Origin of the sequence: Halarcobacter sp. (assembly GCF_963675975.1) — a bacterium.
In the GTDB taxonomy this organism is placed as follows: domain Bacteria; phylum Campylobacterota; class Campylobacteria; order Campylobacterales; family Arcobacteraceae; genus Halarcobacter.
On sequence record NZ_OY780939.1, the window covers coordinates 264,116 to 281,347 of the forward strand.

Annotated in this window: 18 protein-coding genes; 6 read left to right on the forward strand and 12 right to left on the reverse strand. The window is 27.6% G+C overall.

The features are described 5' to 3' along the window. Positions 1-77 precede the first annotated feature (77 nt). From murC to ACKU3H_RS01300, 8 genes are read right to left on the reverse strand one after another with little or no spacing between them, the layout of a single operon-like run. On the reverse strand, positions 78-1,379 hold the full coding sequence (gene murC, locus ACKU3H_RS01265; protein WP_320035165.1) for a UDP-N-acetylmuramate--L-alanine ligase: 1,302 nt from the start codon (positions 1,377-1,379) through the stop codon (positions 78-80). After that, positions 1,379-1,957 carry a hypothetical protein gene (locus ACKU3H_RS01270; protein ID WP_320035166.1) on the reverse strand — a complete coding sequence of 193 codons (579 nt, stop codon included), beginning with the start codon at positions 1,955-1,957 and terminating at the stop codon, positions 1,379-1,381. The genes murC and ACKU3H_RS01270 overlap by 1 nt, the downstream gene beginning before the upstream one ends. Continuing rightward, a complete protein-coding gene (locus ACKU3H_RS01275) occupies positions 1,950-3,080 on the reverse strand; it encodes a succinyldiaminopimelate transaminase (protein ID WP_320035167.1) in 1,131 nt (376 codons plus the stop codon). The genes ACKU3H_RS01270 and ACKU3H_RS01275 overlap by 8 nt, the downstream gene beginning before the upstream one ends. 8 nt (positions 3,081-3,088) lie before the next feature. Further along, entirely contained in the window at positions 3,089-4,519 is a 1,431-nt protein-coding gene (locus tag ACKU3H_RS01280) for a TrkA C-terminal domain-containing protein (protein WP_320035168.1), read from the reverse strand. 36 nt (positions 4,520-4,555) lie between these two features. Next, positions 4,556-5,416 carry a hypothetical protein gene (locus ACKU3H_RS01285; protein ID WP_320035169.1) on the reverse strand — a complete coding sequence of 287 codons (861 nt, stop codon included), beginning with the start codon at positions 5,414-5,416 and terminating at the stop codon, positions 4,556-4,558. A gap of 8 nt (positions 5,417-5,424) precedes the next feature. Next, entirely contained in the window at positions 5,425-7,023 is a 1,599-nt protein-coding gene (locus ACKU3H_RS01290; RefSeq protein WP_320035170.1) for an ATP-binding protein, read from the reverse strand. Beyond that, a complete protein-coding gene (locus tag ACKU3H_RS01295; RefSeq protein ID WP_320035171.1) occupies positions 7,023-7,919 on the reverse strand; it encodes a PhnD/SsuA/transferrin family substrate-binding protein in 897 nt (298 codons plus the stop codon). Before ACKU3H_RS01295 ends, ACKU3H_RS01290 begins: the two co-directional genes overlap by 1 nt. After that, positions 7,900-9,363: a TolC family protein gene (locus ACKU3H_RS01300; RefSeq protein ID WP_320035172.1), complete on the reverse strand. Its 1,464-nt coding sequence runs from the start codon at positions 9,361-9,363 to the stop codon at positions 7,900-7,902. The genes ACKU3H_RS01295 and ACKU3H_RS01300 overlap by 20 nt, the downstream gene beginning before the upstream one ends. Positions 9,364-9,493: 130 nt before the next feature. Between ACKU3H_RS01300 and tgt the strand changes: the two genes are divergently transcribed. The 3 genes from tgt to ACKU3H_RS01315 all read left to right on the forward strand — a co-directional run bounded on the left by tgt (position 9,494) and on the right by ACKU3H_RS01315 (position 11,427). Continuing rightward, positions 9,494-10,627: a tRNA guanosine(34) transglycosylase Tgt gene (gene tgt, locus ACKU3H_RS01305; protein WP_320035173.1), complete on the forward strand. Its 1,134-nt coding sequence runs from the start codon at positions 9,494-9,496 to the stop codon at positions 10,625-10,627. A 156-nt stretch (positions 10,628-10,783) separates the two neighbouring features. Next, positions 10,784-11,074 (forward strand): Asp-tRNA(Asn)/Glu-tRNA(Gln) amidotransferase subunit GatC, encoded by a 291-nt coding sequence (gene gatC / locus ACKU3H_RS01310; protein WP_320035174.1) that lies wholly within the window; start codon positions 10,784-10,786, stop codon positions 11,072-11,074. A gap of 8 nt (positions 11,075-11,082) precedes the next feature. Beyond that, positions 11,083-11,427: an arsenate reductase family protein gene (locus ACKU3H_RS01315; RefSeq protein WP_320035175.1), complete on the forward strand. Its 345-nt coding sequence runs from the start codon at positions 11,083-11,085 to the stop codon at positions 11,425-11,427. A 30-nt stretch (positions 11,428-11,457) separates the two neighbouring features. Here ACKU3H_RS01315 and ACKU3H_RS01320 read toward each other — a convergent pair whose 3' ends face one another. The 3 genes from ACKU3H_RS01320 to serB all read right to left on the reverse strand — a co-directional run bounded on the left by ACKU3H_RS01320 (position 11,458) and on the right by serB (position 14,538). Beyond that, positions 11,458-12,810: a class II 3-deoxy-7-phosphoheptulonate synthase gene (locus tag ACKU3H_RS01320; protein ID WP_320035176.1), complete on the reverse strand. Its 1,353-nt coding sequence runs from the start codon at positions 12,808-12,810 to the stop codon at positions 11,458-11,460. Between the two features lie 101 nt (positions 12,811-12,911). Then, a complete protein-coding gene (locus ACKU3H_RS01325) occupies positions 12,912-13,907 on the reverse strand; it encodes a transaldolase (RefSeq protein ID WP_320035177.1) in 996 nt (331 codons plus the stop codon). A gap of 10 nt (positions 13,908-13,917) precedes the next feature. Next, entirely contained in the window at positions 13,918-14,538 is a 621-nt protein-coding gene (serB, locus tag ACKU3H_RS01330) for a phosphoserine phosphatase SerB (RefSeq protein ID WP_320035178.1), read from the reverse strand. 67 nt (positions 14,539-14,605) lie between these two features. Here serB and ruvX point away from each other — a divergent pair, with 67 nt between their 5' ends. Next, positions 14,606-14,983 (forward strand): Holliday junction resolvase RuvX, encoded by a 378-nt coding sequence (ruvX, locus tag ACKU3H_RS01335; RefSeq protein ID WP_320035179.1) that lies wholly within the window; start codon positions 14,606-14,608, stop codon positions 14,981-14,983. A gap of 1 nt (position 14,984) precedes the next feature. On the opposite strand, the gene acpS is transcribed toward ruvX, so the two are convergent. Continuing rightward, complete coding sequence (gene acpS, locus ACKU3H_RS01340) at positions 14,985-15,335, reverse strand: holo-ACP synthase (protein WP_320035180.1); 351 nt, start codon at positions 15,333-15,335, stop codon at positions 14,985-14,987. A gap of 30 nt (positions 15,336-15,365) precedes the next feature. On the opposite strand from acpS, the gene ACKU3H_RS01345 reads away from it, so the two are divergent. After that, positions 15,366-16,325 carry an ABC transporter permease gene (locus ACKU3H_RS01345; RefSeq protein ID WP_320035181.1) on the forward strand — a complete coding sequence of 320 codons (960 nt, stop codon included), beginning with the start codon at positions 15,366-15,368 and terminating at the stop codon, positions 16,323-16,325. A gap of 36 nt (positions 16,326-16,361) precedes the next feature. Further along, complete coding sequence (gene panC, locus ACKU3H_RS01350) at positions 16,362-17,180, forward strand: pantoate--beta-alanine ligase (protein ID WP_320035182.1); 819 nt, start codon at positions 16,362-16,364, stop codon at positions 17,178-17,180. Positions 17,181-17,232 lie beyond the last annotated feature (52 nt).

Consider the following 17,232-nt stretch of genomic DNA (forward strand, 5'->3'; position numbering starts at 1 on the left):
TTGAAAGTTATAAAAAAGTTATAAAAATGACAAAAAAGTAACAAAAGTAATAAGAAATAACATATAGATGTTATTTCTTATCTTAATTGATAAGTAATATCCCCTGCACCAACGCCTAAAATTATTCCAGAATCTATGGTTTTAATTATTTTTCCATCTTTAACTAATTCCACTTTTCCTTTAGAGGTATTAAGTTTATCGGCAAATGTAGGATTGTATTGGGCAAACTCTTTTTCAAAATCTATTTCAATTACTTGCTCACCAGGAATTGTCCAAATAGGAAGAATAATTAATTCATCACATCTTCTAAAACATCTTTTAAAACCCTCTAAATTATCGTTTGTTCTAGAATATTTATGGGGTTGCCAAATAACCACTCTTTTGTTTATATTTGTAAGATTATCATATAATTCAACTGATTTCATAGTAGCTTCAATCTCTGTTGGGTGATGTGCATAATCGTCAATTAAAGCAAAGTTGTCCTCTTTTTGAACAAGATCAAATCTTTTTTTAATCCCTTTATAACAAGTGATATTTTTTCTAATAGTTTCAACATCTAATTCATTTAAAGCAGCTAATATGGCTAGTGAAGCATCTACTGCAATATGGTAACCAAATCCCCAAACTTCAAATGAACCAAAATCTTTTAAATCAAATTTAGTACAAGGTTCACCATCTTTTAAAAGATATGATAAGTTTTTAATATCACAACTTGGATATAAAAAATCTGCATCTTTTATATTTAATTTTTGTATATGTTCATCTTCACCATTTAAAACTTTTTTAGTACCTAATTCTATAAATTTTCTGTATGCTTCATAGAACTTTTCATAATCATAATGGTAATACTCCATATGTTCTGGCTCTGCATTTGTAACAATTGAACAATAAGGATTTGATAATAAAAATGAAGCATCAGATTCATCTGCTTCAAAACATACTAAATCATTTACATACCTAAAGTTTGAGCCAAAATCTTTTGAGATTGCACCTATTAAAGCTGAACTTTGCATTATTGAAGCAAGGATTGCAGTTGTTGTTGATTTTCCATGGGCTCCTGCTACACAAAAATTCTTTTTATCTCCTAATACAATTGGTAAAGCTTCTTTTCTTGATAAAGTTCTTATTTGTTTTAATCTAGCTTCTATTAATTCAGGGTTCTCATCTGTAACAGCTGCTGAGTATATAACTAAATCAAAATCATCAGAGATATTTTTTGAATCTTGAGGAGAAGATACTTTGATTCCCTCTTTTTCTAATTCAAGAGTAATTGGCGAACTTTTCATATCAGAACCACTTACTTCATGCCCATCATAGTTTAAAAATCTTGCTAAGGCAGAAAGACCTATCCCACCTATTCCTATAAAATGTACTTTCATTAATGTCCTAATAAATGTTTTAATTCTTCATATTCTTTTTCTAAAATATCTGTATTGTTGTTTATATGTTCTTCTAAATCATATGTGAAATTTGTAATAAAATAACCATATTTCTCATCATCATCACTATTACTCAAATCAACCTCAGTTGAATAAAAAGTATCTAAATCAATCCCTTTTGATAATGCAATTATATGTGACTGTAATCCTTTACATAGTTTTTCATCATCAACAATATTTGATAAAACAAAAACTAACTCTTTTGCACCTTCTAGATTTTCATAACTCCATTTTTCAATGGCATGTTCATAAAATGCTCTTGTGAAATATAAATCATCATCTTCAAGTTTTAATTTTCTTTTTTTAATAATCTCATCTACATTTTCAAAAGATATTTGTAAAATATTTTGATATATCTCATTTATTTTTTCTTCATCTAAATCTAAAATTAAAAATGAATCTAAAACCTCATATAAAGCAGAGATATTTTTTGTATTTATTGCATCAACTCTTGTTTCTTCTAAATATTTTAGAAAGTCTGGATTTGTTCTTGCTTCTTGAAGTTGCTCTTTATCCATCAATAAAATCCTTTAATCTTTCTAATACCTCTTTAGTTTTCTTTTCATTTTCAACAAGAGCAATTCTTACATACCCTTTTCCAATTCCATTTCTTCCTAAAAAACTACCAGGTAATACTTTTATATGTTTTTCTTCAAAAAGTTTTTTTGTAAACTCTAATTCATCTTCAACTTTTAACCAAATATAAAAAGTTGCTTTTGGAGGATTTATACCTAAAATCTCTTTTGCCAATTCAAAGTTTTTCTTATAAATTTTTCTAAATCCATCCACATGAGATGTTTCATTCCAAGCTACAGCAGCTGCTTTTTGTAAAGGAACTGGTGAAGCACATCCCACATAAGTTCTATACTTCATATACTCATTAAGAATATTTGCATCTCCTGCTATAAATCCACTTCTTAGACCTGGAGCTGAACTTCTTTTTGAAATAGAGTTCATAACCAATACATTTTTAAATTCACTATTTCCAACAGCTAAACTAGCTTCTAAAAGTGAAGATGGTTTATCTTTTTCATCAAAATAAATTTCTGAATAACACTCATCGTTTACTAATATAAAATCAAACTCTAAAGCTTTTTTAACCCAAATAGCTAATTCCTCTTTTGTCATCTCTGCTGATGTTGGATTATTTGGATAGTTTAGTATTACTAAATCACATTTTTTTAACTCTTCATCACTTAAATTAGCTTTGAAATCATTTTCTAAAGTTAAATCTATATGTATGACTTTTGCTCTACTTGCAATCGCCGCACCTTCATAAATTTGATAAAAAGGGTTTGTAAATGCAATAGTTGGATCTTTTTTATCAAAAAGTGCAAACTGAGGAAAGTTAAAAAGTACTTCTCTTGTACCAAATGTTGGTATAATTTGTTCATCTTCTAAATCTACATTAAATCTGTTTTTAACAAAATTTCTCATAGCATCTTTTAACTCTGGTAAACCTGCACTTGCTGGGTATTTTTGTAATAGTGAAGTTGTTTTAGCTAACTCTTCTTGGATAAAATCTGGTGTTTCAAATTTTGGTTCACCTATTGTTAAAGCACTTAATTCGTATTTACTATTTGGTTCAATACCTTCTAATAATTCATTTAATCTTTCAAATGGATATTTTTCAAAATTCATTTTTTTCCTTACTCTTCAATAACTGGTATTAGCAGTTGGTTATAATTGCCCATATCAAAAGATACTAGGTCTGGATTTGTATATAAAAACTGCCACGAAAGTCTTGTTTTTAACATACTTTGTTTTAATGGTAATATTTGCAAAATATTTGTATGTTTTTTTAACTCTCTAATTGGATTTTTATCATTTGTAACAATCTCAATTTTTTCATTAAATATTTTTGCTAAATTTTCAAAATGGTCTAATAGGTTTGATTTATCTTGGTTTTCCCCTAATGGATCCATATTAAAAATCTTTGTTTTAGTTTTTAATTGACTTGAAACATCAAAAACAACTGGTGATATTTGTTCGTAAGAGTTTACATCATTGATTAAAACAACTGATCTTTTTACACCTGAACCATCAATATTTTCACCTATTTTAAAAACTGGAAGTTTTAAATCTAATACATGTTTACTTTTTTTTCTGTTATTAAACATCTCATTAGTTAAAATCAACATTCCTATATCATAAGCTCTTGTATCACTTTTTAATAATTTTTCCATCCCTAAATTATGATAATCCATTTTTAATTCAACAGAATCATTATTGGCAAAAGTTTTTTTAATCTCATTTAATACACTAACCGTAGTTGGTCTTGTAATTCTAATAATCAATTTACCATTTTTTAATCTTTGATGTAAAAACTGTACCTCATCAATTACATTTAAAATTCTTTCATCTGTTTGTAAAAACATATCAAGATATAGATATAGATTGTGACCAAAAGGCATAGGAAATTGACCTTGAGATTTACCAATTGCATTATATACCTGCATTAAAACTGTAGGTTTTCCAATTACAAGGATTACATCATTTGGTTTTAAGATTAGTGAAGGTTTTATGTTTATAAGTTTTTCACCCCTATAAAGACCAAATATTTTCCACTCTCTTTGCTCTATTGAACCTATATATCTATAAGCATAAGAACTTCCAAAAGGGATTTTAATCTCCATAATTTCACCCTGTTTTAAACCAATGTTTTGAGCCATTACAGGAATATTAGGAAGTCTTTCAACCATCCCATTAGCTAATACTTCTATCCCTTTATATACGTTTACATAGGGGTCTTTTATATTTATTCCCCAATAATCAAGGATAGCCATAGGAAGGTTTTTCTTTCTAGCTTTTATATTTTTTATAACATTTAGCATCTCATCTTTTGAGTTTAATGCCACTAAAACTTGAGTATGCACATCTTTATCTAAAACCATTGCCAGTTTAGATTCAGAAGTTGGGTCAAATTTATAAAAAGTAAAATTGGATGCTTTTTGCTCAGGAACTATTGCATCATTTATATAAACAACATCATAACTATTTTCAGTCGTGTTTGTTTCTATAATTCTTTGCATTAATTTTTTTGCAACAATACCATCAAGAATAATTAATATTTTTTTCATACGGTATTATATCAAAAAGTACTAAATTTTAGATGCTTATTTATTTTTGATATTTTGGTCCAGATAATTTTTATAAAATAGTTCTAATTTTTCTAATTCAGAATCTTCAACTTCACTTATATTTTGAACTTGTATATAGTTTGTAGTTTCAAAATTATCTTCAGATTGATTAATACTTGATATAAGTTTATTAGCAATTTGTGATATTTCTTTTTCTAAATTTTTTCTCTTAAATCCCATTCCTAAGAAAAATATCTTTTCTGATTTAGAGATAATTTCAACTTTTTCTTTTATTTGAGGATTTAATTCTATCATAGTGTCATACATAGATTTAGACATTATAGAGATACTATTTTCTTTAAAAAAAAGTTCATAAAACAATTTTTTAGGTTTATTAACTTTTTTTAGTTTCGAAGAGATATTATCTATAGCCTCAGTTTCAATTAAAGATTCAAACCATATTTTTGCATATTTATCTATATATAAAATCTCTTGGGTATCAAAATTTTTTAATGTAAATTTAGATTTTCTATTTTTTATTAAATATAACTCTTCAAATTTTTCATTAGACCTACTTACAATCCATTTTTTATCTGAATATTTATTTATATACTCTTTATTTTCTAAGTAAAATAAATCATTTGATAAAACAGCTGCAAGTTTTTTATCTTTATAGTCTTTTAGAAGTAGATTCATATCTTTATAAAACTTTATACTCAATTTTATATCTGGGTACTCTTTATTCATATATTTTTCCCATAATCTAGCTCCAACTTCAGCTACATTTTTATCATTAATAAATAGTCTATCATAGTACATACCTATTTTAATAGTCATTTTTGCATCTAGATTTAAAGTGATTAGAAAAAATAAAATAAAAGTTTTTAAAAATTTCATAATAAACCTTATATCTTAGGTACAGATATTGTAAACACTGCCCCATCCTTATCATTTTCTACTTTTAACTCCCCTTGCATATTCTCTTCAATAATCATTTTTGACATATAAAGCCCAATTCCAGTACCTTGAGATTTATGTTTAGTTGTAAAATATGGTTCAAAAATTTTATCAATAATATTATTTTCAACTCCACCTGCATTATCTTTTATTTCAAGTACTCCTAAGCCATTTTTTTCATAAATTTTTAAATTTATAGTTGGGTTTATTATATTTCTATCTACTAAAATATCTTTGGCATTATTTAATATATTCATAACTGCTTGGGCATATTCATTTGCAAAACCATTTACTACTATATCTTTTTCAACATCCTTATTCACAGAAATATGATAATATCTAAAACTCGCCCCAACCAACTCTAAAGATTGCTTTATCATAGTATCAATCTTGAAATTTTCTTTTTCTTTATTTGGTTTAAAAAAGTTACTAAAATCTTCAATTGTATTTGAAAGATACATTGAAGTTTTCATAATGATTTCAACTTTATTTAATTCCTCTTCTTCAGAAGATATACCAAACTCTTTTTCAACTTTTATTCCAGATGCAGCAGTTGTTATAATAGATAAAGGTTGTCTCCATTGGTGAGCAATATTTCCTATCATTTCACCCATTGCTGCTAGTCTTGATTGTTGAATAAGAAGCCTCTCTTGATCTGTTCTTTTTTCAACTTCATCTTTTACCTTTTTATCTAACTGTTTATTTAAATGTTCCAATTCAATTGTTTTTTCTTCAAGTTTTTTATTTGTTTCATTTAACTCTAATGTTCTAAGTTCTACTCTATTTTCAAGCTCTTCGTGGGATTCTTTTAGTTGTTCTTGAGAAGTTTGTATTTTAGAAATCATTTTATTAAAGCTATTTGATAATTGTCCAAACTCATCTTTACTCTTGTAATCACTTCTTAGTTGTAAATTACCACGGGAAATCTCATTTGCAATTTCATTTAATTTTATAATTGGTTTTGAAAAACTTTTTGCTATAAAATAAGATACTAAAGAGGTAATAAATAATAAAACAATAAAAAAGAAAGAGAAACTTACATACATACTTTCTATTCTTTTGTTATATTGTTCTAAAGAGAAACTTAAATGTATATGACCCCAGTTTGTTGCAGAAAATACTATTGGATAAGTATAATGAAAAACCATTTCATTTAAAATTTTACTTTTCATGATTTTAGCTTTTTCAATATCACTTTCTAATTCGGTAAAACTCTTATCAATACTCTTTTCAAAAGACCATTTATCTTTTTTTACTATAAAGTATTCATTAGAATTTTTAGAAATAATAATAGATTTTAATAACTCATGTTGAGAAAGAAATTCATGGTTAAACTCTACAATATATGCACCATCATTTAAAACGATAGCATCAGAAGTAACATATACAATCATCTTTGCAATACTTTTTGCTTCTAATTGCATAGAATCAATAATCTCTTTTTTTTGATTTTTTACATAATATACTGAGAATATTACAGAAAAAAATAGTATTGATAAAAACATTGATATAAAAATTTTTAAAGATATTCTATTTATACTTAACATTAATATTTTCTTTTTAACTCCATATATTCATCATAAAACTTTTCTAATTCATTCAAATCTTCAGGATATATTCTTTTGATTTTTACATTTCCTAATAGTTCTAATAAAGACTGATAATCTCTGTCAAAAGTACCATTCTCAACTATTTCATTAAAACTATTAATTATTTTTTTACTTGTATTTTTATGTATTAAACCTAAACCAAAAAGAAATATTGGTTCAGACTCTTTTAAGACTGTTACTCTTTTTTTAATTGCAGGATTTAATGAAACAATATCATTAAAAGCACTTTTTCTTATAACAGAAAAATCTGATTTATTAAAATACAGGTCTAATACTAAAGCAGAATCACTTTGAACCTCTTTAATACTTTTCAGAATATCTTTATAAGATTTATGTAGTTCTTTAAAAGTAACATAATCAAGCCAATCAGCATAATTATCATTTGCTACAAATGTTGAAAATCTTTTACCTTTTAAATCTTTTATTGATTTAATATTAGATTTATTATTTACAAGTAAAACATATTGCTGAAACTCTTTATTATAATCAAAAGTAAAATAATACTGAGAATTTTTTTTTAATCTTTCTTTATCTCTTAAATAGAAACTTGCATAAGTGATTATTGCATTATATTTTTTGTAATTAACATAATTATCTTCCAGTTTTTTAGTGTCATCTAAAAAAGATACATCAACAAAATATTTATTTCCATTTAAATTTTGGAATTGGTTTGAAATTCTTTTTACAACACTTTTTATTTTATTTTGGTGTATTTTATCATACTTACTTATAATTACTCCGAAGCTATAATTATTGTCTAAATAATCATTAGCATTTGAATAACTTACTAATACAAAGAATAAAATAAAAAGACTAATAAGTCTGTTTTTCAATTTCTCTACCTACTAATTTATCTATTGTTGCTAGAGATAGTAAATAATCATGTACATTTTTTAGATAATCAGCTTTTACATATACTTCCATTAGTTGAGATTGAACTAAATCCCTAGCTTCAACCATTTCATACTGATAACCTTTAAAATTCATTTTACTATTCTCTTTTGCAGTATCTACTGCATCTTTTAATATTTGTACTTGATTGAACCCAATTGAGCTTTTTATAAACTCATTTTTAAGTTGTAATGCAACCGCATCTTCTAACAATAATTTTTTCTCATTTATTATATTTTTATCAACTCTTTTTTCAACAACTTCATTTTTTGTTTTAAAACCATTAAAAAGATTCATTTTAACTGCAAGGCCAATACTCCATCTATTTTCATCGTCTTCATTTAAATAACCATATTCATAAGAGTTATATGTATGACTTACATTACCAAAAATATTTACCATTGGATAATAGTCTGCTTTTTTCTCTTTGATTTGTTCATCTTTGATTTTTAATGCTAAGTTTATTGTTTTTACATCAGGATTTAACTGCATAGCTTCTTTTACAAGTTCTTGCAAACCTATGTTTTGTTTTAATATTTTTTGTTCTTCATATATAATTTTCACTTTATCATTGTATTTAAGGCCTATCACGTTTCCAATTGCACCCTCTAACATTTTTCTATTTAAATCTATTTTTGCTCTTGTTGATTCAATCAAAGATGTTAGTAATTTAATATTTAAATAATCAGTTTTTTTTATCTCTAAAGATGTACCGTTTTCTAAAAAATCTTTTGTTAAATCTCTACTAAACTTCATATTTGAATATATACTATCAACTAAGTTATATAACTCATTTGTAAGAATATATCCATAAAAATATTTTTTTACATCATAGACTACACTGTTTTCATCTCTGTTTATTGCTTCTCTTTTAATATCTTTATTTAATCTTGCTTGTTCAATAATTGAAGATATTTTCCCACCAGTATATGCAGGGTAATTTAATTCAAGTTGTCCAACTACAGTATCTCTACCTTTTGCAATACTATCAATATCAGCATTGATTTGTCCTTGGGGAAAAGCACTTGCTGGTACGGCTGATATAGCAGCTTGTGCTGCATCTCTTGCAGCTCCTGCTGGAATATTTAAAGTATCAGCTAAAGCAAATATTTTTGTATATTCAGAAGATAGAGTAAAATGCCCTCTTTGTTGAAATACAGTATCTTTGTTATCTCTATTTGCATAAAAAATAGCATCAAGACTAGGATAATTTGCACTTAATGCTTGTTGATACTGTGCATCTGCCATCTGTAAATTTAACTTTGAGATTCTATTCATTGCATTATTTTGTATAGCTAATTCAATAGCCTTATTTAAATCCACTTCTAACTCTTTTGAAACAAGTGAACTTATTAATAACAATGACGAAATAATTATCTTTTTCAAATTAATACCTTTTTTTAATATAAATTTAATTATATCATTAAGCCTTTTAAAATTAATAATAAAAACTTATGTAAATAGTTTTAAATTACAGATTAGATATAATATATTTTTTACAGAAGGAAAATATTTTATGAAATTTAAAATTGATGGAAAATCATATCACAAAGCAAGAGCTTGTACTATTGAAACTGCACATAGTACAATACAAACTCCTGTATTTATGCCTGTTGGAACTCAAGCAACAGTAAAAGCACTAGATGCAAATGATATGTTAAGTCTTGGAGCAAAAATTATCTTAGGAAATACATACCACTTATACCTAAGACCAGGAAGCAAATTAGTTAAAAAATTTGGAGGTCTACATGGCTTTTCTAAATTTCCAAACTCATTTTTAACTGATAGTGGTGGTTTTCAAGCTTTCTCTTTAAGTGATAACTCAAAACCAGATGAAAATGGAATCACATTTAAATCTCATATAGATGGAAGTAAACACTACTTTACTCCACAAAGTGTACTTGATACACAATATGATTTAGGTAGTGATATTATGATGATTTTAGATGATTTAGTTGCTCTTCCAAATACAAGAGAGAGAATTAAAAAATCTATAGAAAGAACTACAAAGTGGGCTCAAGAAGCAATCACTTACCATAAAGAGCAACAAGCAAAGGGTATTGGAACAAATCAAAATATTTTTGCAATTATCCAAGGGGGAACAGACAAAGAATTTAGAGAATTAAGTGCAAAACAGCTTTGTTCTTTAACTGATTTTGATGGATTTGCTATTGGTGGATTAAGTGTAGGAGAACCAAATCAAGATATGTACGAAACTGTTGAGTGGACTACAAACTTTATGCCTGAAGATAAACCAAGATATCTTATGGGAGTTGGAACACCTGAAGATTTAATAGAAAACATCGAAAGAGGTGTTGATATGTTTGATTGCGTTATGCCAACAAGAAATGCTAGAAATGGTACACTTTTTACAAGTTTTGGAAGAGTAAATATCAAAAAAGCGTCATTTAAAGAAGATGCTGCACCAATTGACCCAGAGTGTGAATGTTATACTTGTAAAAACTTTACAAGAGCATATATGAATCACCTTTTTAGGGCTGGGGAGATTACATATTTTAGATTAGCTTCATTACACAATATTCACTACTATTTAACACTAATGAAACAAGCTAGAGAAGCAATTTTAGCTGATAACTGGGTAGAATTTAAAAAAGAGTTTTATACTAAAAGAGGGGTTACTAAAGAGTAAACTTAACCTCTTTTTAGATATAATCTAAACAATTTTAAGAGCAACTCGTTGCTCTCTTTAGATTTTTGCTACTTTTAAGTGAATTTATTTCACTGATAAAAAGTAGTTATTAAACATTGGTCCCTTTTAAAGGGTACCTTTAAAAGGATTTATATAATGACGGTTGATGACAAACTAATCGAAAAATTAGCAAAACTATCTAGTCTTGAGATTGAAGAATCAAAAAAAGAAAACCTTAAATCTGAACTTGCAGATATTATCAACTTTGTTGAAAATCTAAATGAGATTGATGTTTCTAATATCGAAGCAACTTTTAACACAGTTGAGGGTGGAACTCCACTAAGAGAAGATGAAGCAAAACAAGATTTAGAACTATCAAATCACATTTTAAAACATGCACCAAAATCAGAAGATGGATACTTTATAGTTCCAAAAATTATTGAGTAGGAATAAAAATGTCTTATAAAGTTTATGGAATAAAAACTTGTAACTCAGTAAGAAGTGCACTAAAGTTTTTCAAAGACAACAATATAGAAGTTGAGTTTTGTGACCTAAGAAAAGAACCACCTGCATCTGATGTAATTAAAAACTGGGTTGACAAAGCTGGTATTGATATTGTTTTTAATAACAAAGGTGCTAAATATAGAGACCTAAAACTAAAAGAGTTAAATCTTGATGATGAGGGTAAATTTGAATGGTTATGTAAAGAACCAATGCTTGTAAAAAGACCTGTTGTAGTTCATAATGAAAATGTTACAGTAGGATTTAAAGAGGATATTTATAAAGAAACTTTTCTTTAATATTTTTTCATAAGAAGAGAAAATCTCTTCTTATTTTCTAGCTTCTTTTAAAGTTTCAGCTATCATAAATGCCAATTCTAAAGATTGATCTGCATTTAATCTTGGGTCACATTGTGTGTGATATCTACTTGCTAAGCCTTCAGCTGTAATAGCCGAACTTGCACTTCCTGTACACTCAGTAACATTTTGTCCTGTCATCTCTAAATGAATACCACCTGCAACACTTCCTTGTGCTTTATGGATTTGGAAGAACTGTTTTACTTCACTTAAAATATTAGCAAAGTCTCTTGTTTTATAACCGTTGTCAGTTTTCTCAACATTTCCATGCATTGGGTCACATGACCAAACAACTTTTTTACCTTCACTCTCAACTTTTTTAAGAAGATTAGGGAAAATATCTGCAACTTTGTCATGTCCCATTCTAACTATTAAGTTAAGTCTTCCAGCTTCATTTTCTGGGTTTAAAGCATCAATTAGTCTAATAAGTTCATCTTCTTTCATTGATGGACCAACTTTACAACCAATAGGGTTTTTGATTCCTCTAAAGTATTCAATATGTGCACCATCTAATTCTCTTGTTCTATCACCAATCCATAACATATGAGCACTACAATCATACCAATCATTTGTAAGAGAATCTCTTCTTGTAAGAGCTTCTTCATAGTTTAATAATAAAGCTTCATGAGAAGTGTAAAGTACTGTTTCTCTTAATTGGTTTGTGTTAGAACTTGTAATTCCACAAGATTCCATAAACTTTAGTGTTTCAGAAATTTTATCTGCTAATTGGTCATACTTTTCACCTAAAGTATTATCTTTAACAAAATCTAAATTCCAAGCATGAACTTTATGTAAGTCTGCCATACCACCTCTAGCAAATGCCCTTAAAAGATTTAATGTAGCAGCACTTTGATTATATGCTTTTAACAATCTCTTTGGTTTAGGAGTTCTATCTTTTTGAGAAAACCCTACATTGTTGATTATGTCACCTCTGTATGATGGAAGTGCAATTCCATTTACCTCTTCATAATCTGAACTTCTAGGTTTTGCAAATTGACCTGCAATTCTACCAACTTTTACTACAGGACAACCACCTGAAAAAGTCAGTACAACTGCCATTTGCATCATAACTTTAAATAAATCTTTTATATTGTTTGCATCAAAGGCATTAAAAGATTCAGCGCAATCTCCACCTTGAAGTAAAAATGCTTTTCCTTCTGATACATCAGACAATTGACTTTTTAATCGTCTTGCTTCTTCTGCAAAAATTAACGGAGGATAAGTTGCTAACTCTTTCTCAACCTTTGTTAATTTTTCTAAATCATCATATAATGGTTGTTGTTTTATTGGAAAGTTTCTCCAACTATCTGGATTCCAATTATTCATATTTTAACCCTTGTTTTTTAAATAGTTGTAGATTTTATCTAAAAATATCTTAAGTATTAAAAGTGTAACAAGAAAGGTTACTTTCAAGTTACACTTTAATTTTAATCTTTTTGTAATTTGTTAAGTAAATCTTTAAATGAGTCTTTAAATGCTGATAAACCATCATCTAAAAGTTTTGTGTAATTACTTTTCATATCAATTTTATTATCAGCTAAAGTTTTAAAATATTTATCACAAGCCTCTTCAGAAGGGATCTCACTAGGCTCAGTTTGCCCATTTTCTAACCATTCATCAATAGTTGCCAAAGGTGCTGTATTTACTGAATTTGGGTAAAGAAGATTATCAATATAGTAACTACCTTCTAAATCATCACCTTTTACACCTGTACTAGCAAATAGTGTTCTAATATTAGAATTTTCAAACTTTTCTATCTCATGGTAACACTTAGTTGCATTCATAATACCAAGTTGTGCTTTTTTTAATCCTTTTGCAAAAAGTTCTGAATCACATAATCTATCAAGTCTTGAAACAAAAATAGAGATTACAGCTTTTGTATCTTTATTTGAAAGTTTTATCCCTTCATCTAAAGCTTTTGCACAAGCAATTGCTTGAAGTGGAGAGAAAATCAATGTAGCGTTTACATTAATTCCTTGAGAAGTTAACTCCTTCATAGCTTCATATCCTGCACTTGTTGCAGGAACTTTAATCATCACATTTTCAGAACTTATTAAAGAATTAAGTCTCATCCCTTCTTCTATAGTTCCTTTTGCATCATCACAAAGTTCTGGATCAACTTCAATTGATATAAATCCATCATTTTGGTCTTCCATATATAAATCATTTAAAAGTTCTGCTGCCCTTTTAATATCTGTAATTGCCAACTCTTCATAAATTGTTTTTGCTTCATTAGCTTGTAGCATTTGTAATTGTTGACCATATGCTACTGAATTTGAGATTGAAGATTCAAAGATTGCTGGGTTTGATGTTGCCCCATAAATAATCTTTTCTTCGATTAAATTTTTAAATCTGTTTTCTAAAAAATCTCTTTCAATAAAATCACACCAAAGTGAAAAATTTATATCCTCTTTTAAACTCATACTTACATCCTTAAATATATTCTAATATTTTAGTTAAATCTTTTTCATCAACAATAATATTAGCTTCTTTTTTTAAAATCTCTCTTCCACAAAATGCAACTCTTTTATCTGCATATGGAAACATAGAGACATCATTTGCACCATCCCCCGCTACAAGTGTATTCTCTTTTGATACTCCAAGTAAAGATTGAACTCTTTGAATCATATCCCCTTTTGAAAATCCAAACATCATATCTCCACCAACAAGTCCTGTTAATATTCCATCTTTTTCATGTAATATATTTGAAAAATCAGCATCAAGTTTTAATTTTTCTTTTGCAGGAGTCGTACCAATTCTAAAACCACCTGAAAAACAAACCACTTTATAACCATCCTCTTTTAGCTTTGCAATTGTTTCAAAAGCCCCTGGCATAAGTGGTAAATCTTTACATATTTCTACAGCTTTTGAATACTCTAAGCCTTTTAATAAAGATACTCTTTCAACTAATGATTCAAAGAAATCTAACTCACCTGCCATTGCTTTTTCAGTAATAACTGCAACTTTTTCTTCTAAACCTAAAGGTTTAGCCAAAAAGTCAATAGTTTCCCCATCCATAAGTGTTGAATCAAAATCAAAAACTGCTAATTTCATGCCTATTTTTCCTAGTTTTATTTTTTTAAGGCTATAATATTATCCAAATTTAACTAAAGGTAACTGTTTGAAACTTGCATCAATTGATATTGGACTAAAAAGAATAGGTATGGCAATATCCCTACATAATGATATAGTAACCCCTCTTCCAGCAGTTTTAAGAAAAAATAGAAATCAAGCTTCAAGTGATGTTTTAAAAGTTTTAAAAGAGTGGGAAATTGAAAAACTTATTGTTGGATTTCCAAGTGCCAGTGAAGATATGCAAAAAAGAGTCGAACATTTTACAAAACTTTTAGAACTAAATATCCCTTATGAATTTCAAGAAGAAAATATGAGCTCTATTGAAGCAGAAGAACTTATAAAAGGTGATATAAAATATAAAAGAGATGGAAGAGTTGATTCCCTTGCAGCTAAAATTATACTTGAAAGATATTTAAGTAAATAAACTATTTTTTGATATTATAAACTACAGCTACAGCTACACCCTCATCATGAGTTATAGAAAGATGAGATTTCTTAATTTTAAATTTTTTTCTAATATCTTTTGAATATTTTAATTTTGGAGCTCCCAGTTTATTTTTTTTGATTTTTATATCATGAAAAGAGCATTCTTTTCCAATTCCCGTTCCCAAAGCTTTACTTGCAGCCTCTTTTGCTGCCCAAAATCCAGCAGCTGTACTTGAAGATTTTACAAGAGCTATCTCTTCTTCATCTAAAAACCTTGCATAAGCCTTTTGACCGAACTTCTCATACATCTTTTCAATTCTTTGAATTGAAGCTATATCTATACCTATCATTTTTAACCTATCTACTTGTATAATACGCTCATGAAACTATTTATGAACAAATTATTATATCTTATTATCATGCTTTTTATAATAAGCTTAATATCATTTTTGGCTATAAATCTAGCGCCTAATTCTTTTTTTGCTAGTGGACAGCTAAATCCAAATATTACGCCAGAATCTATTGAACAATTAAAAGCAGTATATGGACTTGATAAACCATTATATGTTCAGTTTTTTTCATGGTTAACAGCTTTAATGCATTTGGATTTTGGTATCTCATTTGCAAGTGGACAAATGGTAAAAGAAGAGATTTTAGATAGAATTCCTATAACTCTAACTATAAATATCATCTCTATGTTTTTAATTTTTGCTATCTCGTTATATTTAGGTATTCAAGCAGCATTAAAAAAAGACTCAAAAACAGATAAGTTTGTTGGACAACTATCTCTTTTAAGTTTTTCAATGCCCTCTTTTTATCTTGCTTTATTGATGGTAATGATTTTTTCTATATACTTTGAAATCTTACCAATAGCAGGATTACACTCTGTACCAAATGATGGAAGTTTAACATACTATTTAGATTTTGCTTGGCATTTAGTTTTACCAATTTCAATTATCACTTTTGGAGGAATTGGAAGTTTAACTTTATATATTAGATCTTTAACCATAGAGATACTCAAATCAGATTATATATTTTTTGCTAAATCAAGAGGTTTAAGTAAAAAAACAATATTAAGATATTATATTTTGCCAAATTTATATCCTCCGGTAATTACCCTTTTAGGTTTATCACTACCTGGTATTATTGGTGGAAGTGTGATTTTAGAAACAATTTTTTCTATTGATGGAATGGGTTTATTATTTTATCAAAGTGCTTTAAGTCACGATTATCCTGTAATTATGGGAATATTAATTATTGGTGCATTTTTAACACTTTTAGGAAATATGTTAGCAGATTTAATTCTTCTAAAACTAAATCCTAATTATGACGGAAAATAAACTTAAAAAATAAGTTAAATATTATAAGGATTTTTTTTGAAAATTTTAAAAACTATTGAAGAACTACAAGAGGTTCGAAAAAATATCTTGGGAACAGTTGGTTTTGTTCCTACAATGGGAGCATTACATGATGGACATATCTCTTTAATAAAACAAGCTAGAACTGAAAATGATATAGTATTTGTTTCTATTTTTGTAAACCCTACACAATTTTTACCTGGTGAAGATTTAGATGCTTATCCTAGACGTGAAGAAGCAGATAAAAAAATATGTGAAATGTGTAAAGCAGATTATCTTTTTATGCCAGAAATAAGCTCAATGTATAAAGAGGAAGAGGTATTAATTAAAGCTCCAAATAAAAGTTATATTTTGGAAGGAAAAGCTAGACCTAGCCACTTTGATGGTGTTTTACAAGTTGTACTTAAATTATTTGGTTTAGTTCAACCAACAAATGCATATTTTGGAAAAAAAGATGCACAGCAACTTACACTTATTCAACAAATGGTAAAAAATCTATTTTTACCAATTAATATTATTCCTTGTCCTATTGTAAGAGAGAGTGATGGATTAGCTAGAAGTTCTAGAAATGTTTATTTAACTGCGCAACAAAGAAAAGATGCCTTACTTATATCAAAATCTTTATACTCAGCAGCAAATCTAATAGGAAAAAAAGAGATTAGCGTAGAAGCTGTAAAAAATAGAATGTATGAAGTTATGGAAACTTTAGATGTTGAATATGTAGAGATTGTAAATAGGGAATTTGATAAAATTGATACTATTGAGATTGGGAATACTATTATTTTAGTTGTGGCTAGATTTGGCAATACAAGACTTCTTGATAATATATGGCTGTAAATTTTACAATTTTTTTAGAATATGCTAAAATTCGCAAAAAATAAAAGAAAGA